Below are 26,095 nucleotides of genomic sequence, written 5' to 3'. Positions count from 1 at the left end.
ACGGGATGAGCCTGGCTCATCCTTTTTTCAGCCATTGTTCCGGTTCACTATGCACCCACGAGCCCTGCGTCACCTGTCGCGCCTGTCACTTGCCGCCCTGCCCTGGCTGGCGGCCATGCTGGCACAGCCCCTCTCGGCCACCCCCGCCTATGTCACCATAGGCACGGGGGCGCTCAACGGCGTCTACTACCCCACGGGGGGCGCCATCTGCCGTCTGCTCAACGACGACAGCAGCAACCACGGGCTGCACTGCACCGTGCAGAGCACCTCGGGCTCCATCGCCAACCTGGCCGCGCTGGCCAAGGGCGACATCCAGCTGGCGCTGGTGCAGTCGGATGTCCTGTACCATGCGGCCCACGGCAGCGGCCCCTTCGCGGGCCTGAGCCCGAACGCGCAGTTGCGCAGCCTGCTGCGGCTCCACAAGGAGTCCCTGACCCTGCTCGCCAGCGCCACCAGCAACATCACCACCCTGGCGGACATCGAAGGCAAGCGGGTCGATCTCGGCGCCCCCAACTCCGGGGACAGGGTCACCAGCCGGGCACTGCTCGACGCCATGGGCTGGCAGGAGAGCCAGTTCGCCGTGCCCCCCGTCGCCTCGGCAGGCAACCGGCTGGAGGGGCTCTGCAACGGCACCCTGGATGCCGCCTTCCTGGTCGCCGGCCACCCCAACCAGGGAATAGGCGATCTGACCGGTCGCTGCCAGGCCCGCCTCATTCCCATCGAGGGGGAGCAGGTCGACAAGCTGCTCAAGCAGTATCCCTACTATGAGCGCAGCCGCATCGGCGCCAACCTCTACCCGGGGCAGACCAGCTCCGTCGCCACCTTTGCGGTGACCGCCGAGCTGGTGGCCGAGGCCAGCCTGCCTGAAGATCAGGTGCGCACCCTGCGCGACGTGCTGAGCCGCAATCTCAAGCAGTTCACTCGCCTGCACCCGGCGCTCACCACGCTCACCCCCGAATCCATGCAGGCGGGAGACATACTCCCGCTCCATCCCGGCATGCTGGATGCCGCGCCGACCCTGTTGCCCGATGCGCCCTCCGGGGCCGAGGCCACCTCGGGAGCGCTCCCCACGGCGCCGTCCGCCCCCACCAGTGCGGCCACCCCGCTGGAAGGGGCTGAGGTGCTGCCGGAGCAACCCGCCGGCGCCACCCTGCCGGCCAGTTCGGATGCGGTGACGACCGAACAAGCCCCGGCGCTGACCACGCAACCTACGCCGGCAGAGGCAAGGTCGGCGCAGGGCAGCGAGCCGGACGCGGCCGGGATCACCACCCCCTCGGCGGCAAAGGGCACAGCGCAAGCACCGACCGAGGCGCCCGCACCGGGCAGCCCAAGCGGTGCCTCGCCGCTCACCGGCGAGACGCCCGCCCCCGTCCAATGACGGGGAGAGCACAGTGCAAGAGGCCACCCAAGGGTGGCCTCTTGTCATCCGGATGTGCGCCGACGAGCGGCGCCGGGCCTATCCCTTGGGAAGCGGCAGCGAGTCCGGGCGCTGGATCTCCTCCTCCACCCAGTGCAGCAACTGCTTGATGGCCCGCGACAGCACCTGGTTCTGACGCACCACATACCCCAGGCTGGTGCCGGGGAAGTCGGTGAGCCGGGTCACCGGGGCGGTGAGCTTGAGCCGCGGGTGGAGGGAGAAATCCGGCACTATGGCGACGCCAAAGCCCGCCTCCGCCCAGTCGAGCTGGGCATCCACGCTGCCCACCTCCATGATGCGGCAGCTCGGCAGCCCGAGCAGGGGCAAGGAAGGGTCTATCAGCGCCCGGGTGCGGGTGTCGTGCCCCAGCAGGATGAGGGTGGGCTCGTCGAGGGGATCGCTCTCCCCGGCCTTGGCACGGGCCTGCCAGCGGGTGAGCCCCTGCCCCAGCGCGCACCAGGTCACCTGCTGCAATTCGGTGTAGAAGAGCGGCTCGCTGCGCTTTTGCGCCATCACGAAGCCGAGATCCGCCTTGCCCGCCCTGACCAGATCCGCCGCCTGATCCGAGGTGGTGTTGAACAGGGTGAGATCGATGCCGGGAAAGGCTTGCTTGAAGCGCTGGAACGGCTGGATCAGCAGCAGGCGCGAGATGATGTCGCTGGCGGCGATGGCGAGCGTCCCCTGGCTCAGCTGGCTGAGGGCGTTGAGATCGGACTGGCAGAGCTGCAGCTCGTTGATGGCGCGCTCGGCGCTTTGCAGCAATCGCTCCCCCGCCTGGGTCAGTCGAAACGGGCTGCGTTCAATCAGCTTGACCCGGGTGGCCTGCTCCAGGTTCTTGAGGTGCAGGCTGACGTTGGGCTGGGTCATGTGCAGTTCGGTGGCGGTCTGGCCGAAGTGCTGCAGGCGGGCCAGGGTGACGAAGGTATTTAACCAGTGAATATCCAACATGAGGTAACTCTCACCCACGGCCGGCGCGGGGTGGCGCGTCATGGCGGGGCTTTGCCGATAAATTGGCCACAATTATATGACTTACTTATCGGAATTATAAAGATAATTAATTTTTCTAATCCGCACAGGGCTCCTAGGATGGACGCCTAACGTCTTAGGAGAAAGAGTCATGTCGTCTATCGTAGTCGTAGGTGCTAACTGGGGTGATGAAGGCAAAGGCCGCATCGTCGATTATCTGGCAGGCCAGTCCGCCGCCAGCATCCGTTTCCAGGGCGGCAACAACGCCGGCCACACCGTGGTCAACGATCTTGGCACCTTCAAGCTGCACCAGCTGCCAAGCGGCGTCTTCAACCCGGATTGCCTGGTCGTGCTCGGCCCTGGCATGGTCATCAGCCCGGAGCCGCTGACCAAGGAACTGGCCGAAGTGAAGGCCGCCGGCGTGACTCCCAAACTCGCCATCTCTGACAGAGCCACCTTCTGCCTGCCGATCCACGCCCTGGAAGACACCCTGGAAGAAGTTCGTCTGGGTGATGGTGCCTATGGCTCCACCCGTCAGGGCATTGCCCCGGCTTACGGTGATCGGGTCATGAAAAAGGCGATCCTGGTGGGCTGGCTGAAACAGCCGGACGTGCTGGTCGAGCGCATCCAGTTCTTCCTCGACTGGAAACTGCCGCAGCTCAAAGCCCTCTACCCCAGCTTCGAATTCAAGCAGACCGCCCAGGAGATGGCCGACTGGCTGCTGGAAGTGTCCGCCCCCTGGATCGACGCCGTCTGCAACGTCAGCGAGCCGCTCAAGGCCATCCAGGCCCAGAATGGCACCCTGCTGTTCGAAGCCCAGCTGGGCGCCGGCCGTGACCTCATCTACGGTGAGTACCCCTGGGTAACTTCTTCCCACGTCTCCGGCGCCTACGCCGGCATCGGCGGCGGCCTGCCGGCCCTGCGCCCCGAGCGCGTGATTGCCGTGGCCAAGGCGTTCAGTACCTCTGTGGGTACAGGCACCCTGATCACCGCCATGGAGAACCAGGAAGAGTTCCGCAAGTTCGCCAACGAGTTCGGCGCCACCACAGGCCGTCCCCGTGACATCGGTTACTTCGATGCGGTCGCCACCAAGCAGGGTCTGGAGATCCAGGCTGCCAACGAGATCGCCCTGACCAAGCTGGACTGCCTCTCCGGCATGCCGGATCTGAAGATCTGCGTGGCCTACGAAGGTGCCAACACCGAGAACCCGATCTGGCCGCAAACCGCCGGTCTGAAGCCGGTGTACGAGTCCATGGAAGCCTGGAGCGAAGACATCTCCCACATCCGCAAGTTCGAAGACTTGCCCAAGGCTGCCCAGCACTATGTGCTGCGCATCGAAGCCCTGCTGGGTGTGCCGGTTCCCATGGTCTCCGTCGGCCCGGGCCGCGAGCAGATGATACTGCGCTAAGCCGCCTCACGGCTGTCAGCAAGATGTCAAAACCGGCCTCATGGGGCCGGTTTTTTTATCGCCGGCCCGCTCCCCGCCGAGTGGCTGACTGACGCCCAGGCCACGCCGCAGAGGAAGCCGCGCCTTGAGATAAGCCCGGCGCTGACATTCTGCTTCGAGCGGGTTTGCTCCATGGCCAGCCGCACGCTGAGTCAGACCACCCAAGCCCAGGTGCGCATGAGCCACGCCCTCACCCTGCTGCAACAGGGACTGAACCCGCTGGAGGCGGCCCTCGCCGGCGGTTACGACTCCCCCGGCCGCTTCGCCGCCCGCTTCAAGCAGGCGTTCGGCCTGACCCCCCTACCAATATCTGCGCACCTGCCCCGCAACTGTCCCGCAACGCCAAGTAAATAGTTACTAAAAACAACTCCTGTGTAACCTCATGTAACCCGGTGATCCCGATCACACAGCTCCCCGCCCGTACTGTGACGCAGCGCCAATCTTTCCGCTTTCTTTCCCCTAGAATGGCCATGAAAACGTTTTTACTAAAATAAACACAAAAAAAGCACCTTCCTTAACCTACAAAAACTGTCATTGGAGCGAGAGATGTTTCGTAAAAGTTTACTATCCGTCACCCTGAGCGTTGCCCTGTTCGGCCTCACAGCCTGCAACGGCAATGACTCCAGCAGCCCGGCCGCCCCCAGCGCCACCCTGGCGAACCAGTATCAGAACGTGATCGACCGCAGCGGTACCCCGCTCCAGTTCCGTGACTTTGACAGCTACGCCAACCTCAAATACAACCCGCTGCTCGATCTCGGCGCCTGGCACGGCTTCCTGCTGCCCGCCAGCGACAGCGAGTGGGGCGGCTTTACCGGCCCCATGGTCATCGCCGAGGAGTACAGCCTGTTCTTCGCCAGCGAATTGGACAAGCTGACCCTGAGCGACGAGAGCGGCCGCGCCTTCCCGCTCACCAGCGCCAGCAAGCAGGCGCTGTACGCCATCCCGGGGGCGCTGGTGCAACGCTTCGAATTCGAACCTTTCACCCTGGAGCTGGAGCTGCGCTACGGCGATGCCCGCACTGCGCTGGTTCGTACCCGCCTCATCAACCACACTGACGCCCCCCTCACCCTCAAGCTCAACTGGCAGGGGGAACTGCTCAACCAGTGGGATGCCAACAAGACGGTCGCCGAGCAGTACCCCGCCTGGACCCGCACCATCAGCCAGACCGAGCGCGGCGTGGCATTCCAGTTCGGCAAACTGCGCAGCACCTGGAACATCATGCAAAGCGGCAGCGCCAGCTACCGTATCGATCGCACCCTGCCCAGTCACACCACCCTCGACGAGCAGGGGCTCGGCTACGTGAGCGAGGCCAGCCTCACCCTGGCCGCCAAAGGCCAGCAGGATATCTACACCCTGCAGAGCTATGTCCACAGTAGTGCTGACGCCGACCGCTTCGAGCAGAGCCGCCAGGCGCTGCTGGCCGACCCCGCCAGCCATTTCGACGACTCCATCCGCCGCTGGGAGGATTACCTGGCGCGCGGCCTCTCCAATCAGGGGATCCCGGAATCGGAGCGGCGCATCGCGGTCAAGGCGATGGAGACCCTCAACGGCAACTGGCGCTCACCGGCCGGCGCCATCCTGCACGACGGGGTGACCCCCTCCAACACCGCTCGCTGGTTCGACGGGGTCTGGGCCTGGGACAGCTGGAAGCACGCCTACGCCATGGCCCACTTCAACCCGGAAGTGGCCAAGAACAACGTGCGCGCCATGTATGACTACCAGATCCAGGCCGATGACCCGGTCCGGCCGCAGGATGCCGGCATGGTGATCGACGCCGTCTTCTACAACAAGCTCGCCGATCGCGGTGGCGACGGCGGCAACTGGAACGAGCGCGACACCAAGCCGCCCCTCTCCGCCTGGGCCATCTGGGAGATCTACAGCGCCACCCAGGACAAGGCCTTCATCGCCGAGATGTATCCGAAGATCCAGGCCTATCACGACTGGTGGTATCGGGCGCGGGACAACAACCGCAACGGCATCATCGAATATGGCGCCACCCGCCACGTCGAGCACAACGACGAGTTCGGCAACATCACCTTCAAGGTGCAGTACCCGACGGGGGCACCGGTCGGGCTGGATCTGTCGAGCTGTACCGATGAGGGAGATGGCTGGTATGGCTGCGCCGGCATGGCGCTCTATCAGCAGGTATTGAGCGTTGGCGGCTACGCCGACATGGATATCGGCGCCCAGCACGGCGCCGGCTGGGAGTCCGGCATGGACAACGCTGCCCGCTTCGGCTTTATCGAACCCGACCAGCTCAAGCGCTATGCCGACAAGACCTATGGCGGCGACATGGCCAAGGCGCGCCAGGACTGGAACGTCTTCTTCTTCGAAAACCATCAGGACGATGGCAACCTCATCGGCTTCTCCATCGATCAGGAGTCGGTGGAGCTCAACGCCTTCCTCGCCAAGGAGAAACGCATCCTGGCCGACATGGCCGAGCTGCTCGGCAAGCCGGACGAGGCGAGCCGCTATCGCGAAGGGGCGACCCAGCTGGCCGGCTATATCAACAGCTGCCTGTTCGATGAGGCCTCCGGCTTCTATTACGACCGCCAGATAGCCCAGGGGGATCTGCCCGACGCCAACGGCTGCGTCGGCAAGCTGTTGACCGCCCGCGGCCGTGGCCCGGAAGGGTGGAGCCCGCTCTGGGCCGAGGTGGCGGACAAGGAGAAAGCGGCGCGGGTACGCGAGGTGATGCTCAATGCTCAGGAGTTCAACACCAAGGTGCCGCTCGGCACGGCGGCGCTGACCAACCCGGCCTACGACCCCGACATCTACTGGCGCGGCCGGGTCTGGCTGGATCAGTTCTACTTCGGGGTGAAGGGGCTGGAGAACTACGGCTATCGCAGCGATGCCCAACAGCTCGTCAACAAGCTGTTTGCCAACGCCGAGGGGCTGGCGGGCAGCGGCCCCATCCGCGAGAACTACAACCCGGAGACCGGCGCCATGCAGGGGGCCAGCAACTTCAGCTGGAGCTCGGCCCACCTCTACATGCTCTACCGCAACTTCCTGAAAACAGAGGGTTGATCCCTCTTTGCAGGAATGAGCCAACAAAAAGGCCTCCGCAAGGGAGGCCTTTCTTATGGCGGCACCGGAGATGGCGACTTACTTGACGGTCACCCGGGCAAACTTGCGCTTGCCGACCTGGTAGACGGCGGTACCGGCACCGATGAGTGCCTTGCCATCTTCCAGCTTCTCGCCGTCAACCTTGACCGCGCCCTGCTTGATCATCCGCAGCGCTTCGGAGGTGGTGGCCACCAGATCGGCATCTTTCAGCAGGTTGGCAATGGCCAGCCCTTCGCCTTCCAGTGCCAGCTCGACTTCCGGCATTTCGTCCGGAATGGCGTTCTTGGAGAAGCGCTGGGTGAAATCTTCATGGGCTGCTTCAGCCGCCGCTTCGTCGTGATAACGGGCGATGATCTCCTTGGCCAGCCAGATCTTCACGTCGCGCGGGTTCAGGGTACCGGCTTCGATGCCGGCTTTGAAACCTTCGATGTCCGCCAGCGGGCGGGAGGAGAGCAGCTCGTAGTAGTTCCACATCAGGGTGTCGGTGATGGACATGATCTTGCCGAACATCTCCCCCGGGGCATCGTGCACGCCTATGTAGTTGGCGGCGGACTTGGACATCTTCTTGACGCCGTCCAGACCCACCAGGAGCGGCATCATCAGCACGCACTGGGCGGCCATGCCGGCATCTTTTTGCAGCTCGCGGCCCATCAGCAGGTTGAACTTCTGATCGGTACCACCGAGCTCCACGTCCGCCTTCAGCGCAACCGAGTCATAGCCTTGCAGCAGCGGATAGAGGAATTCGTGAATGGCGATGGACTGGCCGCCGCTGTAGCGCTTCTTGAAGTCGTCGCGCTCCATCATGCGGGCCACGGTCTGCTTGGCCGCCAGCTTGATCATGCCGGTCGCGCCGAGCTCGCCGAGCCAGCTGGAGTTGTACTCGATGCGGGTCTTGGCGGGATCCAGGATCTTGAACGCCTGCTCCGCATAGGTGAGGGCGTTGTGCTTGATGGCCTCTTCGGAGAGCGGCGGGCGAGTGCTGTTCTTGCCGGAGGGATCCCCCACCATGGCGGTGAAGTCGCCGATCAGCAGGATGATCTCGTGGCCCAGATCCTGGAAGGTCTTCAGCTTGTTGAGGATCACGGTATGACCCAGGTGAATGTCCGGAGCCGTCGGGTCCATCCCCAGCTTGATGCGCAGCGGGCGCCCTTCCTTCAACTTGGCGATAAGTTCTTCTTCAACCAGAATTTCTTCCGCTCCGCGCTTGATCTCGGCTAGCGCCACCTCGAGCTGGGACATTTTTTGACTCTCCAATCACGATTCCACAGGGCCAGACATATTACTGGAATGGCAGGCCAATTGGAAAGGCGGTAAACTCCGACCTTCTTCTGGGTTCAACTTCGTCAGCTTCTCATGGTCATTTGGCACGCCTTCAACTCTCTTCCTACCTGGCACCGCAAGATGGTGCTTATTCTGAGCATCCTGGTGATGATGCTGGCGGCCTGGCCAAGCGAACAGGCGGTCGCCACCCGGGTCGATGACAACGGCAACGAGCTTGCCCTGCGCCAGCCCGCCGACGCGGCCGCCGCGACCGATGAACTCGAGGCCGCGCAGCCCCTCACCCCGCCCAAGCCGCGCTACATCACCAAGCAGGTGAAGGTGCGCCGGGGCGACAACATGGGGGTCATCTTCCAGCGCATCGGGCTCAATACCACGGATCTGCACCTCATCGATCAGCTCGACGGCAGCGATCCCCTGCGCATGCTGCAGCCGGGACAGGAGCTCACCTTCAAGCTCACCGAACAGGGCGAGCTGCACAGCCTCTATTACCCCCACAGCCTGGAGCAGGCGCTCAAGGTGAGCCGCAAGGACGACGGCTTCGTCGCCAGGCCGGTGCGCCTCGAGCTCGACACCCGCGAGCAGGTGGCGAAGGGGGAGATCCGATCCAGCTTCTGGGGCGCCGCCAGCGAGGCGGGCATGACGGAGGATCAGATCATGGATCTCGCCGCCATCTTCGGCTGGGACATCGATTTTGCCCAGGACCTGCAGCCGGGGGACAGCTTTCGGGTGGTCTACGAAGACAAGTTTCAGGATGACGAGCGGGTGGCCTCCGGCGACATCCTGGCCGCCGAGTTCATCAACCAGGGGGCCATCTATCGCGCCGTGCTGAACCAGGATGGCAACTACTACACCCCGGAAGGCAAGGCGATGCGCAAGAGCTTCCTGCGCGCCCCGGTCAACTTCAAATACATCAGCTCCAACTTCAACCCGCGTCGCCTGCACCCGGTCACCGGCAAGGTGCGCCCCCACAACGGCATCGACTACGTGGCCCCCGTGGGCACCCCCATCATGGCGGCGGGCTCAGGCAGCGTGGTGGCCGCCGGTTACAACCAGTTCAACGGCAACTATGTCTTTATCAAGCACGCCGGCAACTACGTGACCAAGTACCTGCACCTCTCCAAGCGCACCGTGAACAAGGGGCAGCGGGTGAAACAGGGGCAGACCATAGGCCTCTTGGGAGGCACGGGCCGGGTCACAGGCCCGCACCTGCACTATGAATTCGTGGTGGGCGGCGTGCACAAGAACCCGCGCACCCTCACCCTGCCCCAGGCCGAGACCCTCACCGGACGGGCGCTGGCCAGCTTCAAGGCCGAGGCCAGACCGCAACTGGCCAAGCTCGACAGTAACGAGATGCAGCTGGCCCAGAACAAGCGGGACAGCAACGGCAGCTAAGGCCAGAAGGGCTGGCGGGATAATGCCCCGCCAGCCCTTTTTATTCAGCCCACTCTTGGCAACCAGATTGAGGAGAGCTCATGGCTGAGCGTTATATCGGATTAAGGTCGGGCACCGCTATATGGCATGGCATTGAGACCGTGACCTCTATCCCGCTCTCTATCACGACCCGCAATTGAGGAGACACCATGGCTGAGCGCTATATCGGATTGATGTCGGGTACCAGCATGGATGGCATCGATGCCGTGCTGGTCACTCTGGATGGGGAAACCCTGCGGGTGGAGGAGGCACTGTGCCATCCCTGGCCAGAGGCAACGGCCCGCGAGCTGCACGCCCTCTGCACCCCGGGCGACAACGAAATCGACCGCATGGGGGTGGCCGACAATCGCGTGGCGCAGGAATTTGCCGCCGCCACCCTGGCGCTGCTTGCCAAGGCAGGGCTTGAGCCCAAGGATATCCGCGCCATCGGCAGCCACGGCCAGACAGTGCGCCACCGTCCCGCCCTCGGCTTTACTCTGCAGATCGGCAATGCGGCCCTCTTGGCTGCCTTGACCGGCATCGACGTCATCGCCGATTTTCGCACCCTGGACATGGCCCTCGGCGGTCAGGGGGCGCCCCTGGTACCCGCCTTCCATCAGGCGATTTTTGCCAAACCCCATGCCCTGCGGGTGGTGCTGAACCTCGGCGGCATCGCCAACATCTCTGTGCTGCCGGGCCAGGCCGACGGGGGCTCTGGTTCAGGGGGATATGGCTTCGATACCGGCCCCGCCAACACCCTGCTCGATGGCTGGTATCGCCGCCATCAGCCCGACGGCGGCAGCTATGACGCCGGTGGCCAGTGGGCGGCCAGCGGCCAGCTTGTTCCCGAACTGCTCGATAAACTGCTGGCTCACCCCTACTTCGCCGCCCCCGCCCCCAAGAGCACGGGGCGGGAGATGTTCACCCTGGAGTGGCTAGACCACGAGCTGGCAGGCACGGCATACGCCCCGGTGGATGTACAGCGCACCCTGCAGGCGCTGACCTGCCACAGCATAGCCCGCCAGCTGCCTGCGGTGGATGAGACGCAAACCAGGCCAGAGCTGTTCGTCTGCGGCGGCGGCGCCCACAATGGCCCCCTGCTGGGGGAACTCGCCGCCCTGCTGCCCCGCTGGCGCCTTGCCAGCACGGCCGAGCTGGGGCTCGCCCCCGACTGGGTGGAAGGAGCTGCGTTTGCCTGGCTGGCACAGCGCTTCGTGACGCGCCAGCCCGGCAACCTGCCCGCCGTCACCGGCGCCAGCCGACCGGCGGTGCTGGGCGCACTCTACCCCGCCTGAGCGGGCAACCTGCACACACGAACAGAGAGGGCGGCATATGCCGCCCTCTCTGTCATTGTCCGGCTCTGCCGGCAGACGTTATCGACCTTGTTCATTCCCCCTCTATTTTCCGCTCTATTTCCCGCTGCAATTTCATTGCATAAATCTGGAGGTCATATGCAGCCCGTATTGGTTGATTACGGCGGCTCGCTTGCGTCAATGACGTCGTCGCCATGCAGCCTGGGTGAATGATATTTCCCGCCGCTGTTTCAAGGGGCGAAAACGGACACCGGCTAGCATATTTTTAAGGTTGCTGACAGCCCCGTCCATGGGCATAAAATGCATAGCCATTCATATTTGAATACATGAACAGCAAAACATTGCCGATGATTAACCCTTTATTCACAGAGTTGATCAACGTCGACCCGGCACAAACCCACGCACTGCGGCTATTTCCCTTATAAGGCGCGTTATGACACCCGGCCAGCCGTTATATATGGTGAATTGAACCGCATTTTAGCTATATTTCAGAGCATTGAGCCACCTCATAGAAATGCGATCCCGGTTTGCATCCCCTGGTCGGCCCCCCATAGAATCCCCCTGTCTGAATCATCAACCCGACCCATTTCTTCATCAGCCGCTCGCCCACGCAGGCGACGTCGAAGCAAGACTCGAAACAGCGATGACTGTTTTCCGTATCACCCGTCGTCATTCGTCGGGAACGGGCAACTGTTGCCGAAATAAAGCGAGACGTGCGGCAATCGAGGAAGGAAGGCGTTGACCCTACATCAATAAAGAGAAAGGAGTATCGCCATGAGTGGTACCATCATCAAATCCGCCAGAAATACCCCCAATGCCCCCCAGGATCTGGGCCCCAGCACCCAGAGCGTGGCCTTCTCCCACTACAACAATATTGCCGCCCAGCTGCCGGTCGATCCCAGGACAGGCAAGCTGGTGAGTGGCGATATCCAGTCCCAGGCCAGACAGTGCCTGACCAATATCCAGGCCATAGTCGAGAGCATCGGCCACGTCATGGACGACATGGTGAAAGTCACCCTCTTCCTCAAGAACATGGGGGATCTGGAGGCGGTCAACGCCGTTTATCGGGAATTCTTCCCCCGCAACCTGCCGACCCGTACCGTGCTGGCCGTGGCCGCTCTGCCGCTAGGCGCCGCTATTCAGATGGACGCCCTGCTCTCCAACGGGGAAGGCACCTTCCCCCAGGCCCCCTGCCCCCTGATCAAGCTCGCCCGAAACAGCTGCCGGGCGCCGACCGACCCGCTCTCGACCCATACGGTGGCCTTCTCCCACTACAACAATATCGGTGCCCAGCTGCCGGTGGATGCCGCCACCGGCCAGCTGGTTGCCGGTGGCATCCAGGAGCAGGCGGCCCAGTGCCTGCGCAATATCAAAAACGTGCTGGAGAGCATAGATGTGCCCTTTGACGATATCGTCAAGGTGACCCTCTATCTGACCAGCCTCGCGGATCTGGAGGCCGTCAACGACGTCTACCGCACCTTCTTCCCGGACTCCGCCATCGCCCGCGCCGTCGCCTATCTGCCCGCCCGCAGCGTGATCGCGGCCTCCGCCCTGCCCATGGGCGCCCGGGTGCAGATGGATGCGGTCATCTCCCACGGTGACGGCACCCCGCCCCAACTGGTGGAAGACAGACACAACCTGGTGATCCGCGCCCGCAACACCGACCAGGCACCACGCAGCCCGCTCCATAGCCAGAGCGTCGCCTTCTCCCACTACAACCATATCGCCGGCCAGCTGCCGCTCGACATGGCCACCGGCAAGGTGCTGACTGGCTGCATCCGTGAGCAGACCGCCCAGTGCCTCGGCCATATCAAGGCCATAGTGGAGAGCATCGGCCATGTGATGGACGATATAGTCAAGGTGAATATCCAGGTGAAGAACATCGAGGATCTGGACGCAGTAAACGCCATCTATACCAAATACTTCCCGAGCTATCTGCCCGCCCGCACCGTATTTGGGGTGAGCGAGCTGCCCGCTGGCGCCCTGATCCAGATGGATGCCGTGATGTCCAATGCGGAAAGCACCCCGCCGCAGGTGTAAGGTTTACGTTCAATAATAAAAAGAGACCGGCTGATGGCCGGTCTCTTTTTATGTAACATGTGGGGCATTATTTTTATGGCATCGTCTTAAAGAACGCGAACGTCCGATTACGCTTCGCTAATCGAACCTACGAGCTCATGCATATAATTGATGTCACTACAGATACTTTGGGATGGTTAGTGATGAGTAAAATTTCAGAAAGAGTAAGACATGTAAAAATCAGAGATGGATATTGTTTAATTTGTGGAGAATTTGGCACACTCTCGATAGATCATGTTCCTCCGCAGGGTTCAATTACTGTAACTAAGGTTGAACAACGTCATATTATGGAAATGATGGGAGCAGGTGCCAAATCAATAAAGGTGTACCATCAACCAATGGAAGCAAATTCAGAACGATCTGCAGCAACTGTAACAGTAATATCTTAGGAGGCAATGATGGCGAGGTTGCGGATGCAAATAAAAAGCTGACAAGTAAAATTCGAAATTATTTTCAGAATCCAATCTCCCCATATAATACCGTATCTATTGACATAAACTCTATCAAATATGCCAGAGCGATGATAGGCCATATTCTATCTGCGACATCAGTTAACGAGTGTAAAGAGCCACCACAAAAATCTCCGTACTTTGACCCACTAAAGAAATTTGTACTAGGGGATGACCATGCCATTACAAAAACCCATGATATATATTATTGGTTTTATCCTTACGATCGTCACTTGAGCGCAAAGTGTGTGAGCTTTTTCAATCAAGGGCATTCTACAGTACTAAGTTTATTGTCATTTTTTCCAATCGCATTTCTCGTAACCCCAAAAGATGAAGGTATATACCCAACGCATGCCGCGCGATTTAATTTCAGTTCTAGTAAATTAGTTCTAGATTTATCCAGTTACAACATTCATTTTTCTGACTTTCCTTTTTCAGAACTAAAAGGAAATCAGATGTGTTTACTAAACGATTGTCAGACAATAATAAGTTATCCAATTAAGAACCAAGATATATAGTATATTTTCCGTAACTATTTTTATTACAATAAAAAAGCGCCTCCCAAGGGAGGCGCTTTTCAATTCAGTATCAAGCAATCAGCTATTACAGGGACTCTGCGGTCGCAACCACGTTTTCCACGGTAAAGCCGAATTCCTTGAACAGCAGCTCGGCCGGGGCGGACTCACCGAAGGTGGTCATGCCGATGATCTTGCCGCCGAAGCCCACGTACTTGTACCAGTAGTCGGCGATGCCCGCTTCGATGGCGACACGCTTGGTGACGCTGGACGGCAGGACGGACTCCTTGTACTCGGCAGATTGGGCGTCGAACACGTCGGTGGCAGGCAGGGAGACCACACGCACGGCGCGGCCCTTGGCAGTCAGCTGCTCGTAAGCTGCAACGGCCAGCTCCACTTCGGAACCGGTGGCGATCAGGAGAAGCTCCGGGGTACCGGCGCAATCCTTCAGCACGTAGCCACCCTTGGCCACATCGGCCAGTTGCTGGGCGGTGCGGTCCATCTGGGGCAGGTTCTGACGGGAGAAGATCAGGGAGGTCGGGCCGTCGGTACGCTCGATGGCGTGCTTCCAGGCGATGGCAGACTCTACCTGGTCACAGGGGCGCCAGGTGCTCATGTTCGGGGTCAGACGCAGGGAGGCGATCTGCTCGACCGGCTGGTGAGTCGGGCCATCTTCACCCAGACCGATGGAGTCGTGGGTGTAGACGAAGATGGCGCGCTGCTTCATCAGGGCGGCCATGCGCAGGGCGTTGCGGGCGTACTCCATGAACATCAGGAAGGTGGCGCCGTAGGGGATGAAACCACCGTGCAGGGCGATGCCGTTCATGATGGCGGACATGGCGAACTCGCGCACACCGTAGTGGATGTAGTTGCCCGCCGCGCTCTCGGGAGTCAGGGACTTGGAGCCGGACCACATGGTCAGGTTGGACGGGGCCAGGTCGGCGGAACCACCCATGAACTCAGGCAGCAGCTTGCCGAAGGCTTCCAGGGCGTTCTGGGAGGCCTTGCGAGTCGCGATCTTGGCCGGGTTGGCTTGCAGGGTCTCGATGACCTTGGCGGATTCAGCGGCCCAGTTGGCTGGCAGCTCGCCAGTGGTGCGGCGCTTGAACTCGGCAGCCAGGGTCGGGTGCGCGGCTTCATAGGCGGCAAACTTGGCAGCCCAGTCGGATTCGAGCTTGGTGCCCTTTTCTTGCGCATTCCACTCGGCGGCGATCTCGGACGGGATGACGAAGGGCGCGTGATCCCACTTCAGGAAGGCACGGGCGGCGGCGATCTCGTCGTTGCCCAGCGGTGAGCCGTGGCAGTCGTGGGAGCCGGACTTGTTCGGTGAACCGTAGCCGATGATGGTGCGGCAGCAGATCAGGGTCGGCTTGCCGGTCTCGGCCTTGGCGGCTTCGATGGCGGCGTTGATGGCTTCCGGGTTGTGACCGTCAACGGCCGGGATGACGTGCCAGCCGTAGGCTTCGAAACGCTTGGGGGTGTCGTCGGTGAACCAGCCTTCCACGTGACCGTCGATGGAGATGCCGTTGTCATCCCAGAACGCGATCAGTTTGCCCAGGCCCAGGGTGCCGGCCAGGGAGCAAGCCTCGTGGGAGATACCTTCCATCAGGCAGCCGTCGCCCATGAAGGCGTAGGTGTAGTGGTCGACGATGTCGTGACCCGGCTGGTTGAACTGCTCGGCCATGGCCTTCTCGGCGATCGCCATGCCCACGGCATTGGTGATGCCCTGACCCAGGGGACCAGTGGTGGTCTCGATGCCAGGGGCATAACCGTACTCCGGGTGACCCGGGGTGCGAGAGTGCAGTTGACGGAAGTTTTTCAGATCATCGATGGAGAGGTCGTAACCGGAGAGATGCAGCAGGGAGTACAGCAGCATGGAGCCGTGGCCGTTGGACAGCACGAAGCGGTCACGGTCGGCCCACTTGGGGTTGTTCGGGTTGTGCTTGAGGTGGCCACGCCACAGCACTTCGGCGATATCTGCCATTCCCATGGGGGCGCCCGGGTGACCGGAGTTGGCTTTTTGAACGGCATCCATACTCAATGCGCGAATGGCATTGGCAAGCTCTTTACGAGAAGGCATCTGTATCTCCTGCGATTGCTTCATTTGATGGCCAAGATTAAGGCGCGTTATTGTCCCAGCAGGGCGGGCGCGGTGCAAATATTATCTGGGCGAATAAAGTGGCTTTGGGAGCACAATCGCTTTTCTGGCCCGGGAAAACGATTCAATCCGCCCCCTCCCTTACCCCCATCGGGGTGGTTGCCCCCTCAGCCTTGGCCCGGGCGGGTCCAACCCCAAATAGTGCTGGCAATCACCCAGTGACCTAATTAAAATAGACGTCCAGATGTAGATACCTCTACAGACATACTGTCATTTTCCGGTTATGGCCAAGGCGATAACCCCATACGAATCGAGAACCAATCATGGCAAAGCTGTTTACTTCCGAGTCGGTCTCCGAAGGCCATCCCGATAAAATCGCCGACCAGATCTCTGATGCGGTGCTGGACGCCATCCTGGTGCAAGACACCAAGGCACGCGTCGCCTGCGAGACCCTGGTCAAGACCGGCATGGTGATGGTGGCCGGCGAAGTAACCACCTCTGCCTGGGTCGACATCGAGCAGATCGTGCGCGACACCGTGCGCGAGATAGGTTACACCCACTCCGACATGGGCTTCGATGCTGACTCCTGCGCCGTGCTGAACGCCATCGGCAAGCAGTCCCCGGACATCAACCAGGGTGTGGATCGTACCGATCCGCTGGAGCAGGGTGCCGGTGACCAGGGCCTGATGTTCGGCTACGCCACCAACGAAACCGACGTGCTGATGCCCGCCCCCATCACCTACTCCCACCTGCTGGTGAAGCGTCAGGCCGAAGTGCGCAAGAACGGCACCCTGCCGTGGCTGCGCCCGGATGCCAAGAGCCAGCTCACCTTCGCCTACGACAGCGAAGGCAAGATCCTGGGGGTGGATGCCGTGGTGCTCTCTACCCAGCATTGCGACTCCATCAGCCACAAGGATCTGGTGGAAGCGGTGCGCGAGGAGATCATCAAGCCGGTGCTGCCGGCCGAGTGGATCAACAAGGACACCAAGTACTTCATCAACCCGACCGGCCGTTTCGTCATCGGCGGCCCCATGGGTGACTGCGGTCTGACCGGTCGCAAGATCATCGTCGACACCTACGGCGGCATGGCCCGTCACGGTGGTGGCGCCTTCTCCGGCAAGGATCCGTCCAAGGTGGACCGCTCTGCCGCCTACGCCGCCCGCTACGTGGCCAAGAACATCGTCGCCGCCGGCCTGGCTGCCCGCTGTGAAGTCCAGGTCTCCTACGCCATCGGCGTGGCCGAGCCGACCTCCATCAGCGTCGAGACCTTCGGCACCGGCAAGGTAGCCGAGGAGCTGCTGGTCAAGCTGGTGCGCGAGTTCTTCGAGCTGCGTCCCTACGGCCTCATCGAGATGCTGGACCTCAAGCGTCCCATCTACCAGGCGACCGCCGCCTACGGCCACTTCGGCCGTGACGAGTTCCCCTGGGAGAAGACCGACAAGGCCGCTCTGCTGCGCGACGCCGCCGGTCTGTAAGGCTGGCCGCTGTGATAAAAGGGGAGCCTGGCTCCCCTTTTGCTTATCCGCTACCCAACGAGACCTCGATGTCTGCCACCAGAGTCCAACTCGACGCATCCCTGCTCCAGCTGCTGCACCAGCGGGTCGACGCCTGCTTGGTACAGGCGGAGGCACGCCTCGGCCGCCCCTTCCCGCGCCCGCAGATCCACTGCAACATGCGGGGCCGGGCGGCGGGGTCAGCGCGGCTGCAAACCTGGGAGCTGCGCTTCAACCCGGCGCTCTATCAGGCCAACCAGCAGGCCTTTCTGGCCGAGGTAGTGCCCCATGAGGTGGCGCACCTGCTGGTCTATGCGCTCTGGGGGGAAGGGCGCGGCAAGTCGCGGGTGCTGCCCCATGGCCGCCAGTGGCAGTCGGTGATGCGGGAGGTGTTCGGCCTCGCCCCCAACACCACCCACAGCTTCGATCTCGCCGTGCTGGCCCAGCGTACCCATGCCTACGCCTGTGCCTGCCAGCAGCATCAGCTCTCGGTGCGTCGTCACAACAAGGTGGTGCGCGGCGAGGCCCGCTATCACTGCCGCCGCTGTCGCCAGCCCCTGGTGTTGCAGCCGGGGTCGTCGGCGGATTGAGTCAACCCGTGTCGCGCCCCTGTGTTAGGGTGCGCAGCTTCTTCATTCACTCGTTTCATTGCCAAGGATCTTCATGTTTCGCCCTCTGATTTCCCTCTGCCTGGCCCTGCTGGTCAGTGCCCCGGCCCATGCCCAGGCCCCCCAGACCTTTCGCGCCGCCAAGCAGGATCTGAACAAGCTCTACCAGAGCCACCCCACCACCTTCTATTGCGGCTGCAACATCAAGTTCAGCGGCAAGCAGATGGCCCCGGACTGGGAGAGCTGCGGCTACCTGCCGCGCAAGCAGGCCAATCGCGCCTCTCGCATCGAGTGGGAGCACGTGGTCCCCGCCTGGGAGTTCGGCCACCAGCTCCAGTGCTGGCAGGAGGGCGGGCGCAAGAACTGCGGCAAGAGCGACGAGTTCAACAAGATGGAGGGGGACATGCACAACCTCTTCCCCGCCATCGGCGAGGTGAACGGCGATCGGGCCAACTACCGCTTCTCCGACTGGAACGGCAAGCCGAACCAGTACGGCAAGTGCCAGATGCTGGTGGACTTCAAGGATCGCCGGGTGCAGCCGCCCAAGGGGCCGGTGCGCGGCCAGATAGCCCGTGCCTACCTCTACATGGGCCAGCAGTATGGGCTGCGCCTGGCCGCCCAACAGCGTAAACTGTTCGAGGCCTGGGACAGGCAGTACCCGGCCGACCGCTGGGAGTGCGAGCGCAACCGCCGCATCGGCAAACTGCAGGGCAATACCAACCCCTTCATTGAAAAGCAGTGCCAATAGCCCCATTTGACAGGGAGGGTCACCCCTCCCATCACCCAACGCGTTCAAGCCAAGAGACTGTGATCAGCCATGCGCATTCCACGTATCTATGAACCGGCCGCCCTGCAGGTGGGCCAGACTCTCGCCCTGTCGGAAGACGGTGCCAACCACATAGGCCGGGTGCTGCGCATGCAGCCGGGTCAGCAGCTCGAGCTGTTCAACGGCGACGGCAACCAATATGCCGCCACCATCACAGGCGTCGGCAAGAAGTCGGTGGAGGTGCGCATCGACAGCTGCGAGGCCCGCTCGGTGGAATCCCCCTTCGCCATCCATCTGGGCCAGGTGATCAGCCGCGGCGACAAGATGGACTTCACCATCCAGAAATCCGTGGAGCTGGGCGTCACCTGCATCACCCCGCTGTTCTCCGAGCGCTGCGGCGTCAAGCTGCCGGCCGATCGGCTGGAGAAGAAGCGCGAGCAGTGGCAGAAGGTGGTGATCAGCGCCTGCGAGCAGTGCGGCCGCAATGTGGTGCCACAAGTGCGCATGCCCATGGAGCTGGACGCCTGGCTGGCGGAAGAGACCCAGGAGCTCAAGCTCAACCTGCACCCGCGCGCCCCGTACAGCATCAACACCCTGCCGGTCCCCGAGCACGGGGTGCGGCTGCTGATCGGCCCGGAAGGGGGCTTGTCCAGCGACGAGATCGCCCGTACCGTGCAAGAGGATTTCAAGGAGATGCTGCTGGGGCCGCGGGTGCTGCGCACCGAAACCGCCGCCCTGACCGCCATCACGGCGCTGCAGTGCCGCTTCGGCGATCTCGCCTGAAACAGGTTTTAAGAATCTCACTCGCAATCGAGCCACCAGAAGGAATCTCGGATGACCATCAAACTCGGCATAGTGATGGACCCCATCTCGGCCATCAACATCAAGAAGGACTCCAGCTTCGCCATGCTCGAAGAGGCGCAAAAGCGCGGCTACGAGCTCTTCTATCTGGAGATGAAGGATCTTTACATGCAGGCCGGACGGGCGTTTGGCACCATGCGCCCGCTCACCGTCAAGCATGACTACGCCCACTGGTTCAGCCTGGGGGAGGTGGTGGATCAGCCGCTCTCCAGCCTGGACGTGATCCTGATGCGCAAGGATCCCCCCTTCGACACCGAGTTCATCTACGCCACCTACATGCTGGAGCGGGCCGAGGACGAGGGTTGCCTCATCGTCAACAAGCCCCAGAGCCTGCGCGACGCCAACGAGAAGCTCTACACCGCCTGGTTTGCCGAGCACACCCCGACCACGCTCGTCACTCGCCGCGCCGACAAGCTGCGCGCCTTCCACGCCGAGCACAAGGACGTGATCCTGAAGCCCCTGGACGGCATGGGCGGCGCCTCCATCTTCCGCATGAAGGAAGATGACGCCAACGTGGGGGTCATCATCGAGACCCTCACCGCCCACGGCAGCCAGTACTGCATGGCCCAGACCTTCCTGCCCGCCATCAAGGACGGCGACAAGCGGGTGCTGGTGGTGGACGGCGAGCCCGTGCCCTACTGCCTGGCCCGCATTCCGGCCCAGGGAGAGACCCGTGGCAACCTGGCGGCCGGCGGCCGCGGCGAGGCGCGCCCCTTGAGCGAAGCGGACTGGGCCATCGCCCGTGCGGTGGGCCCCACCCTGAAAGAGAAGGGGCTCATCTTCGTCGGGCTCGACATCATAGGCGACCGCCTGACCGAGATTAACGTCACCAGCCCGACCTGCATCCGCGAAATCGAGGCGGCCTTCCCGGTGCATATCACCGGCATGCTGATGGATGCCATCGAGCGCCGACTGGGAAAATAACCCAGGGTGACGCCCCTTGAGGCCATCAACCAGACAGTGACACCACAGGGGCCGACGCAGCCCCTGCTCTTTTCTGTTGCGTGACGATGTGAGCCAGCCCCGGACTTCCGGGTTTTCTGCGCGAAAAAGCGGTTTTGCCCGCCGCCGTCAACTGCCATAATCACCCCAAATACCTTTGCACTCTTTGATATCTATGCAAACACTGCAAAACCATTTTCTGCTCGCCATGCCGAGCCTCACGGACGCCTACTTCGAACGCTCCCTGGTCTATCTGTGCGAGCACAGCAGCGAGGGAGCCATGGGACTGGTGGTCAACATCCCGGTGGACATGTCCCTGGACGCCATGCTGACCAAGCTCAAGCTGAGCCCGCCCGCCACCGCCGAGATGAAACAGCCGGTGCTGCAGGGGGGCCCGGTCCATGCCGATCGCGGCTTCGTGCTGCACAGTTTCAGGCCCGGCTTCAACTCCACCCTGCAGGTGAGCGACGAGATGATGGTCACCACCTCCAAGGACATCCTCGAGACCCTGGGCACGGACGAGGCGCCAGACCACTGGCTGGTGGCCCTGGGTTACGCCGGCTGGAGCGCAGGGCAGCTCGAGCAGGAGCTGGTGGATGGCGCCTGGCTGGTGATCCCCCCCAACCCCAGGCTGGTGTTCGACACCCCCATTCACCAGCGCTGGCAGCAGGCCGCCGCCAGTATAGGCGTCAACCCTCTGCATCTCTCCAGCCAGGTGGGACACAGCTGATGATGTTTGACACACAGATTAACCAGCGCTGGCAGCAGGCCATTGTCGTCATCAGCATAGGCGTCAACCCCCTGCATCTCTCCAGCCAGGTGGGACACAGCTGATGATGTTTGACACACAGATTCACCAGCGCTGGCAACAGGCCATTGTCGTCATCAGCATAGGCGTCAATCCCCTGCATCTCTCCAGCCAGGTGGGGTACAGTTAGATCCCTTGTCACGCTCTTTAGTTGGTGCAGTTCCCATTTAGTGCCCCTCATCCCCAGCCCTTCTCCCGCGAGGGGAGAAGGAGGCAAATCGGCATGTTTCGGATATATCTGCGGCAACCTGTCAGCTAAAACGGCGTTATCCAGATTCGAGCGAGCATAACCTCGATCGGTTCCCTCTCCCTTTGGGAGAGGGCTAGGGTGAGGGGATACGACATCTTTTTATTCATCTTTTTTCGAGGACATCCATGTCATCACGCAGCATCATGGGCTTTGACTACGGCACCAAGAGCATTGGCGTCGCCATCGGCCAGGAGCTCACGGGCACGGCCCAACCCCTTCGTTCCCTCAAGGCCAACGACGGCATTCCCAACTGGGACGAGATTGAAAAGTTGCTCAAGGAGTGGCAGCCGGATCTGCTCATCGTCGGCCTGCCGCTGAACATGGATGGCACGGATCAGGAGATCACGGTGCGTGCCCGCAAGTTCGGCAACCGCCTCCATGGCCGCTTCGGCAAGCCGGTGGAGTTCAAGGACGAGCGGCTCACCACCACGGATGCCCGCGCCCGCCTGTTCGAGCGCGGCGGCTACAAGGCGCTGGACAAGGGCAGCGTGGACGGGGTCTCCGCCCAGCTAATCGTCGAAGCCTGGATGGAAGAGCAATACGGTTGAACCCGGGGGGCCGGCCAGGCCTCCTGCATCAGGCATCTCCTGCCGCCTCTCCCCCGTCCCACGGGAACAGGGCCAGTCCCTGCGCCGCCTGGCCATAGAGCCGCTTCGTCTCATTGCGCAGCCACATCACCTTGGCATCCTGGTTATGGCGTTTGTGCCACAGCAGGATGAAGGCTATCTCCAGTTGTACATAGAGTGCCTCAGGGAGCGGCAGGGGCATGGCGATCAGGTTGCCGTGGTGACTGGCGGCATAGCCAGCACAATAGGAGGGCGCCACGGCGATCAGTTCGTGACTCGACTGGGAGGCGATGTGCAGGGCCTGCTCGAAGCTCTCGACCATGATGGGCACCTCCCGCCTCTGCCCCTCATCCTCCAGCAGATCGTCCAGCGCCCAGCTGTCGCTGGCCTCCCACACCACGCTTATCTGGGGACAGGCCAGAAAGTTCTCCAGCGACCACGTCCGCCCGAGCAGGGGGTGATCCTTGCGCAGGAACACCACGGGGCGATCGGTGAACAGCACCTCGTGATCGATGTAATAGGGCAGCCGGTTGACCCTGGCCTGGGAGCGACCATGGGTCTCCCGGGCGCAGAAGCCGAGATCCGCATCCCCGTTGACTATGTCGTTGAGGGAGTGGTGATCCCACCCCAGCATCCTGACCACAGAGTGGGGGTACTTCTGGTAGATGGTCATGGGCAACTCGCTCAGGAAGCTGATGCCAAAGGGGGACTCCATCACCAGACTGAAGCGGGCCCCCTCGGGGATCGCCTCGCTGTTGAGAGCAGTGATGCTGCCTGTCAGCAGGAACCAGGCCTTGAGCTCCTCCTCCAGGGTCAGGGAGAGCTGGGTCGGCTGCAGCCCCTGCCGCACCCGCACCAGGAGGGGATCGTCAAACCAGTCCCGCAGCTTGGCGAGCGCCTTGCTCACCGTCGAGGGGGTGACGCAGAGCTTCTTGGCCGCCCCTGACACGCTGCGCTCCTGCATCAGGTGCTTGAAGACCACCAGCAGGTTCAAATCCAGTTCACCCAGGTTGCGCATCTTTCCTCTCCCCTTATCCCCGCGACCGCGCTTCGCGCAGCGCGAGCCATGGTAACAGCCCTTTGACGGCCAGGTAACTGAGCAGGGTCAACAGCAGGGCAGAGATCAGCATCCCGGATGGGGTAATGCCAAGCTGGCCCAGCAGCCAGATATAGAGGCCGGAGAGGCTGATCTGCATGATGCAGAGCAGGGCGCTGGCAAATGCCGCCTGGTGCCGACACTCCGCCAACGCCTCCCCCATCGCCACCCCGAAACCGCAGGAGAAGCCGATGCAGACCAGGGCAAAACCCGGCAGCAGCAAGCGGACGTCGTCCCCCAGCTGCCAGTTGCCGAGCAGGAGGCAGGCCGCCAGCAGGTAGGCCAGATGGGAGAGCGCCAGCACCCTCTGCTTGCCCTGCCAGCGCAGCAGCAACGGTGTCAGGAAGGAGGCGGACATGCTCACCCCGGCCATCACCATCATCACCAGGGCGTACTGCTCGGTGGTGAAGCCAAGCCCCTGCATCAGGATCAGCGGCGAGACGCTCACATAGACCAGGATGGCGGTGACGCTGGCACTGGTCAGCAGCGAGTGCAGCATGAAGTGCGGGGAGCCCAGCAGGGCAAAGGGCCGGGTCGCGCCACTCTGCTGGCGGGCCGGGCGGGTCTCCCTGAGCAGCAGCAGGTTGACCAGGCCGCTGACGGCGGCCACCAGCGCCATCGCCACGAAGATCCCGCGCCAATCAAAATGCGACAGGATGAGATAACCGAGCACCGGCGCCAGCACCGGGATGACGCAGATCACCCCGTTGATCATGGAGAGCGCCATGGCCAGCCGCCCCTGGCTCAGCACATCCCGCAGCACGGTAAAGGTCATGATGTAGAGCGCCCCCGCCCCGGCACCCTGCCAGAAACGACCGAGGTAGAACTGGCGGATCCCGGTCGCATTGGCCGCCACCAGGGAGGCGATGACAAAGATGAGGGCGCCCCCCAGCACTACCCAGCGCCGGCCATGGCGATCCGCAATGATCCCCCCCAGCAGCACTGTGGCCGCCATGCCGAACAGGTAGATGGAGAATGCGGTGTGGATCTGCGCCTCGCTCGCCTGCAGGGTGTCGGCAATCTGGGGCACGGCCACCAGATAGAGATCGATCCCGAGCGGGTAGAGGATGATCATCAGGAAAGTGCACAGCAGGAAAATGCCCATGGATGCTCCATTGCGAAGGGCCCGCCCACTCAGACCGTCGATGGCATGAGCATGGGGGACAGGATGAATATGGGCAGCACTATAGGAGGGGGCACCGATCGCATCGAGTGAAGAGATGGCGAACGGTAGATTCCAGTTTGGAAATCCAGTGGCGAGGGGCAGGCCATTGGAGCCATTCGCCTAGGCGTGACAGTGCCGGGCAGCACCACAAAGTACGCCGGGCTGTCCCGGCGTACTCACCTCAATCAACGGGGCCGAACCCTCACTCCGTCAGCTTGCTCAGGATGGCGTGGGCCGCCTTGACACGGGCCTCGTTCGGATAGTTGCGATTGGCCAGCATGACGATGCCGACGCCCTTCGCGGGCACGAAGGCCACGTAGGCACCGAAGCCGTTGGTCGCGCCTGTCTTGTTGTAGAGCCGCGCCTCCCCCGTCTTCCGGGACCCGGCAACGGGGCTGACCGGATTGGCCTTGAAGCTCACCGCCGGGGAGTTGCCCGCCAGCAGCGCCGCTTCGCTGACGGGATAGGGGTAGCTCTCCCAGCCGAGCCCCTGGGTCATGGCGCCCACCGAGTAAAGCCCCTTGTGAGTCAGGGCAATCGCCTGCTGCATCGCCTCGTCGCCACCGCCTGTGATGTTGGCGCCGACAAAGGCCAGCAGATCCGCCGAGCTGGTCTTGATGCCATAGGCCTCGTCCGCCAGGATGCCCGGGTTGACCCGGATGGGCTTGTCCTCTTTCGAGTAGCCATAGGCGTAGTGCCCCATGGCCGCGGCGGGCACCTTGAGATAGGTGTGTTCGAGACCAAGCCTGGGCAGCAGGGTCTGGCTCATCAGCTGCTCAAAGGGTTGCTCCAGGCTCTGGGCCGCGAGATGACCGAACAGACCGATGCTGGGGTTGGAGTACTGGCGATGGGTGCCCGCCGGGTAGGCTGGCGTCCACTGGCGATAGTAGGCGCGCATCTTGTCGGTGGAATCCACCTCGTCGGGGAATTGCAGCGGCAGGCCCCCGGCGCTGTAGGTCGCGAGCTCGGCCATGGTGATGCCGTCGAAGGCGGAACCTTTGAGCCAGGGGGCGTGCTGGCTCACCCTGTCATCGAGCTGGAAGCCGCCCTTGACCACGGCGTAGGCCCCAAGCGTTGCCGTAAAGGTCTTGCTGACCGAGCCTATCTCGAACAGGGTCTGCTCGCTGACACGGGCCCCGCTCTCCCGGTTCGCCACCCCGTAGTTGAAGTAGTGGGCCTTGCCATCCTTCAGCACGGCCACCGCCATGCCCGGGATCCTGTGCTCCTTGAGCACGGGCCGGATGCTGGCATCCACCAGGGGGCGCAGGGGATCGCCCTGGGGAGCCGCCGTGGCCTGCGCCAGACCGGTCCAGAGCAGCGTGCCCGCCGTCAGCAATGTCATCCGCACCTGTTGTTGCATGGTTATTTCATCCTCTCGGTTGTTTGGGATCGCCGCACCAGCGACGAGCTGTGGGGCCAGCATAACGGGTCAAGGTGTGCTGGATGTGAAGTGGCGTGAAGTCTCGTCGTTGTTGCCAAGGAGGCAGTCCAGCCATCCC

The 26,095-nt window shown here is 62.3% G+C and carries 20 protein-coding genes and 1 pseudogene; 15 read left to right on the top strand and 6 right to left on the bottom strand.

Annotated elements, in window-relative coordinates; all coding sequences use genetic code 11:
- Positions 1-49 precede the first annotated feature (49 nt).
- Complete coding sequence (locus AC3WR3_RS08710) at positions 50-1,378, top strand: TAXI family TRAP transporter solute-binding subunit (protein WP_492291650.1); 1,329 nt, start codon at positions 50-52, stop codon at positions 1,376-1,378.
- 78 nt (positions 1,379-1,456) lie between these two features.
- Here the strand turns inward: AC3WR3_RS08710 and AC3WR3_RS08705 are convergent, their stop codons facing one another.
- Positions 1,457-2,365, bottom strand: a complete 909-nt coding sequence (locus tag AC3WR3_RS08705) for a LysR family transcriptional regulator (RefSeq protein WP_247625795.1) — start codon at positions 2,363-2,365, stop codon at positions 1,457-1,459.
- A gap of 169 nt (positions 2,366-2,534) precedes the next feature.
- Between AC3WR3_RS08705 and AC3WR3_RS08700 the strand changes: the two genes are divergently transcribed.
- From AC3WR3_RS08700 to ygjK, 3 genes and pseudogenes are all read left to right on the top strand, one after another.
- Positions 2,535-3,791 carry an adenylosuccinate synthetase gene (locus AC3WR3_RS08700; protein WP_139435583.1) on the top strand — a complete coding sequence of 419 codons (1,257 nt, stop codon included), beginning with the start codon at positions 2,535-2,537 and terminating at the stop codon, positions 3,789-3,791.
- A 66-nt stretch (positions 3,792-3,857) separates the two neighbouring features.
- Positions 3,858-4,191, top strand: a pseudogene (locus AC3WR3_RS08695) (helix-turn-helix domain-containing protein); the annotation flags it as partial.
- Positions 4,192-4,376: 185 nt separating this feature from the next.
- A complete protein-coding gene (gene ygjK / locus AC3WR3_RS08690) occupies positions 4,377-6,857 on the top strand; it encodes an alpha-glucosidase (RefSeq protein ID WP_492291649.1) in 2,481 nt (826 codons plus the stop codon).
- Positions 6,858-6,935: 78 nt separating this feature from the next.
- Here ygjK and tyrS read toward each other — a convergent pair whose 3' ends face one another.
- Entirely contained in the window at positions 6,936-8,135 is a 1,200-nt protein-coding gene (tyrS, locus tag AC3WR3_RS08685; protein ID WP_492291648.1) for a tyrosine--tRNA ligase, read from the bottom strand.
- A gap of 114 nt (positions 8,136-8,249) precedes the next feature.
- On the opposite strand from tyrS, the gene AC3WR3_RS08680 reads away from it, so the two are divergent.
- From AC3WR3_RS08680 to AC3WR3_RS08665, 4 genes are all read left to right on the top strand, one after another.
- Positions 8,250-9,569 (top strand): peptidoglycan DD-metalloendopeptidase family protein, encoded by a 1,320-nt coding sequence (locus AC3WR3_RS08680; protein WP_492291647.1) that lies wholly within the window; start codon positions 8,250-8,252, stop codon positions 9,567-9,569.
- 188 nt (positions 9,570-9,757) lie between these two features.
- Positions 9,758-10,882 (top strand): anhydro-N-acetylmuramic acid kinase, encoded by a 1,125-nt coding sequence (locus tag AC3WR3_RS08675; protein WP_342057747.1) that lies wholly within the window; start codon positions 9,758-9,760, stop codon positions 10,880-10,882.
- 792 nt (positions 10,883-11,674) lie between these two features.
- A complete protein-coding gene (locus AC3WR3_RS08670; protein ID WP_492291646.1) occupies positions 11,675-12,940 on the top strand; it encodes a RidA family protein in 1,266 nt (421 codons plus the stop codon).
- 182 nt (positions 12,941-13,122) lie between these two features.
- Positions 13,123-13,368, top strand: coding sequence for a hypothetical protein (locus AC3WR3_RS08665; RefSeq protein ID WP_492291645.1), 246 nt, complete (start codon positions 13,123-13,125; stop codon positions 13,366-13,368).
- A gap of 663 nt (positions 13,369-14,031) precedes the next feature.
- On the opposite strand, the gene tkt is transcribed toward AC3WR3_RS08665, so the two are convergent.
- Complete coding sequence (tkt, locus tag AC3WR3_RS08660) at positions 14,032-16,023, bottom strand: transketolase (protein WP_139435601.1); 1,992 nt, start codon at positions 16,021-16,023, stop codon at positions 14,032-14,034.
- 341 nt (positions 16,024-16,364) lie between these two features.
- Between tkt and metK the strand changes: the two genes are divergently transcribed.
- The 7 genes from metK to ruvX all read left to right on the top strand — a co-directional run bounded on the left by metK (position 16,365) and on the right by ruvX (position 22,317).
- The gene (gene metK / locus AC3WR3_RS08655; RefSeq protein WP_005330558.1) at positions 16,365-17,516 is read left to right on the top strand and encodes a methionine adenosyltransferase; all 1,152 of its coding nucleotides are present in this window, start codon (positions 16,365-16,367) and stop codon (positions 17,514-17,516) included.
- 68 nt (positions 17,517-17,584) lie between these two features.
- Entirely contained in the window at positions 17,585-18,124 is a 540-nt protein-coding gene (locus tag AC3WR3_RS08650) for a SprT family zinc-dependent metalloprotease (RefSeq protein ID WP_319916466.1), read from the top strand.
- A gap of 73 nt (positions 18,125-18,197) precedes the next feature.
- Entirely contained in the window at positions 18,198-18,890 is a 693-nt protein-coding gene (locus tag AC3WR3_RS08645) for an endonuclease (RefSeq protein WP_492291644.1), read from the top strand.
- Between the two features lie 69 nt (positions 18,891-18,959).
- On the top strand, positions 18,960-19,691 hold the full coding sequence (gene rsmE, locus AC3WR3_RS08640; RefSeq protein WP_139435606.1) for a 16S rRNA (uracil(1498)-N(3))-methyltransferase: 732 nt from the start codon (positions 18,960-18,962) through the stop codon (positions 19,689-19,691).
- A gap of 51 nt (positions 19,692-19,742) precedes the next feature.
- Positions 19,743-20,693, top strand: a complete 951-nt coding sequence (gshB, locus tag AC3WR3_RS08635; protein WP_025326198.1) for a glutathione synthase — start codon at positions 19,743-19,745, stop codon at positions 20,691-20,693.
- Between the two features lie 193 nt (positions 20,694-20,886).
- Positions 20,887-21,441 carry a YqgE/AlgH family protein gene (locus AC3WR3_RS08630; RefSeq protein WP_139435608.1) on the top strand — a complete coding sequence of 185 codons (555 nt, stop codon included), beginning with the start codon at positions 20,887-20,889 and terminating at the stop codon, positions 21,439-21,441.
- 453 nt (positions 21,442-21,894) lie between these two features.
- The gene (ruvX, locus tag AC3WR3_RS08625; protein WP_025326196.1) at positions 21,895-22,317 is read left to right on the top strand and encodes a Holliday junction resolvase RuvX; all 423 of its coding nucleotides are present in this window, start codon (positions 21,895-21,897) and stop codon (positions 22,315-22,317) included.
- A gap of 28 nt (positions 22,318-22,345) precedes the next feature.
- Here the strand turns inward: ruvX and yidZ are convergent, their stop codons facing one another.
- The 3 genes from yidZ to ampC form a co-directional block, all read right to left on the bottom strand.
- On the bottom strand, positions 22,346-23,353 hold the full coding sequence (gene yidZ, locus AC3WR3_RS08620; RefSeq protein WP_319912777.1) for an HTH-type transcriptional regulator YidZ: 1,008 nt from the start codon (positions 23,351-23,353) through the stop codon (positions 22,346-22,348).
- 13 nt (positions 23,354-23,366) lie between these two features.
- A complete protein-coding gene (locus AC3WR3_RS08615) occupies positions 23,367-24,536 on the bottom strand; it encodes an MdtL family multidrug efflux MFS transporter (protein WP_492291643.1) in 1,170 nt (389 codons plus the stop codon).
- Positions 24,537-24,798: 262 nt separating this feature from the next.
- On the bottom strand, positions 24,799-25,956 hold the full coding sequence (ampC, locus tag AC3WR3_RS08610; protein WP_492291642.1) for an FOX/MOX family class C beta-lactamase: 1,158 nt from the start codon (positions 25,954-25,956) through the stop codon (positions 24,799-24,801).
- Between the last annotated feature and the right edge of the window lie 139 nt (positions 25,957-26,095).

It is taken from the genome of Aeromonas sp. EU05-FHT14A05 (assembly GCF_058791175.1).
This window is presented reverse-complemented; position numbering and strand designations above follow the sequence as displayed.

Excerpts from the sequence above, each read along its gene's own strand:
- AC3WR3_RS08615 (WP_492291643.1), bottom strand. The coding sequence starts at position 24,536 with ATGGGCATTTTCCTGCTGTGCACTTTCCTGATGATCATCCTCTACCCG.
- AC3WR3_RS08700 (WP_139435583.1), top strand. The coding sequence starts at position 2,535 with ATGTCGTCTATCGTAGTCGTAGGTGCTAACTGGGGTGATGAAGGCAAA.
- AC3WR3_RS08665 (WP_492291645.1), top strand. The coding sequence starts at position 13,123 with ATGAGTAAAATTTCAGAAAGAGTAAGACATGTAAAAATCAGAGATGGA.
- metK (WP_005330558.1), top strand. The coding sequence starts at position 16,365 with ATGGCAAAGCTGTTTACTTCCGAGTCGGTCTCCGAAGGCCATCCCGAT.
- ruvX (WP_025326196.1), top strand. The coding sequence starts at position 21,895 with ATGTCATCACGCAGCATCATGGGCTTTGACTACGGCACCAAGAGCATT.
- ygjK (WP_492291649.1), top strand. The coding sequence starts at position 4,377 with ATGTTTCGTAAAAGTTTACTATCCGTCACCCTGAGCGTTGCCCTGTTC.
- AC3WR3_RS08650 (WP_319916466.1), top strand. The coding sequence starts at position 17,585 with ATGTCTGCCACCAGAGTCCAACTCGACGCATCCCTGCTCCAGCTGCTG.
- AC3WR3_RS08670 (WP_492291646.1), top strand. The coding sequence starts at position 11,675 with ATGAGTGGTACCATCATCAAATCCGCCAGAAATACCCCCAATGCCCCC.
- AC3WR3_RS08680 (WP_492291647.1), top strand. The coding sequence starts at position 8,250 with ATGGTCATTTGGCACGCCTTCAACTCTCTTCCTACCTGGCACCGCAAG.
- yidZ (WP_319912777.1), bottom strand. The coding sequence starts at position 23,353 with ATGCGCAACCTGGGTGAACTGGATTTGAACCTGCTGGTGGTCTTCAAG.
- gshB (WP_025326198.1), top strand. The coding sequence starts at position 19,743 with ATGACCATCAAACTCGGCATAGTGATGGACCCCATCTCGGCCATCAAC.
- AC3WR3_RS08705 (WP_247625795.1), bottom strand. The coding sequence starts at position 2,365 with ATGTTGGATATTCACTGGTTAAATACCTTCGTCACCCTGGCCCGCCTG.
- ampC (WP_492291642.1), bottom strand. The coding sequence starts at position 25,956 with ATGCAACAACAGGTGCGGATGACATTGCTGACGGCGGGCACGCTGCTC.
- tkt (WP_139435601.1), bottom strand. The coding sequence starts at position 16,023 with ATGCCTTCTCGTAAAGAGCTTGCCAATGCCATTCGCGCATTGAGTATG.
- AC3WR3_RS08710 (WP_492291650.1), top strand. The coding sequence starts at position 50 with ATGCACCCACGAGCCCTGCGTCACCTGTCGCGCCTGTCACTTGCCGCC.
- rsmE (WP_139435606.1), top strand. The coding sequence starts at position 18,960 with ATGCGCATTCCACGTATCTATGAACCGGCCGCCCTGCAGGTGGGCCAG.
- AC3WR3_RS08630 (WP_139435608.1), top strand. The coding sequence starts at position 20,887 with ATGCAAACACTGCAAAACCATTTTCTGCTCGCCATGCCGAGCCTCACG.
- tyrS (WP_492291648.1), bottom strand. The coding sequence starts at position 8,135 with ATGTCCCAGCTCGAGGTGGCGCTAGCCGAGATCAAGCGCGGAGCGGAA.
- AC3WR3_RS08675 (WP_342057747.1), top strand. The coding sequence starts at position 9,758 with ATGGCTGAGCGCTATATCGGATTGATGTCGGGTACCAGCATGGATGGC.
- AC3WR3_RS08645 (WP_492291644.1), top strand. The coding sequence starts at position 18,198 with ATGTTTCGCCCTCTGATTTCCCTCTGCCTGGCCCTGCTGGTCAGTGCC.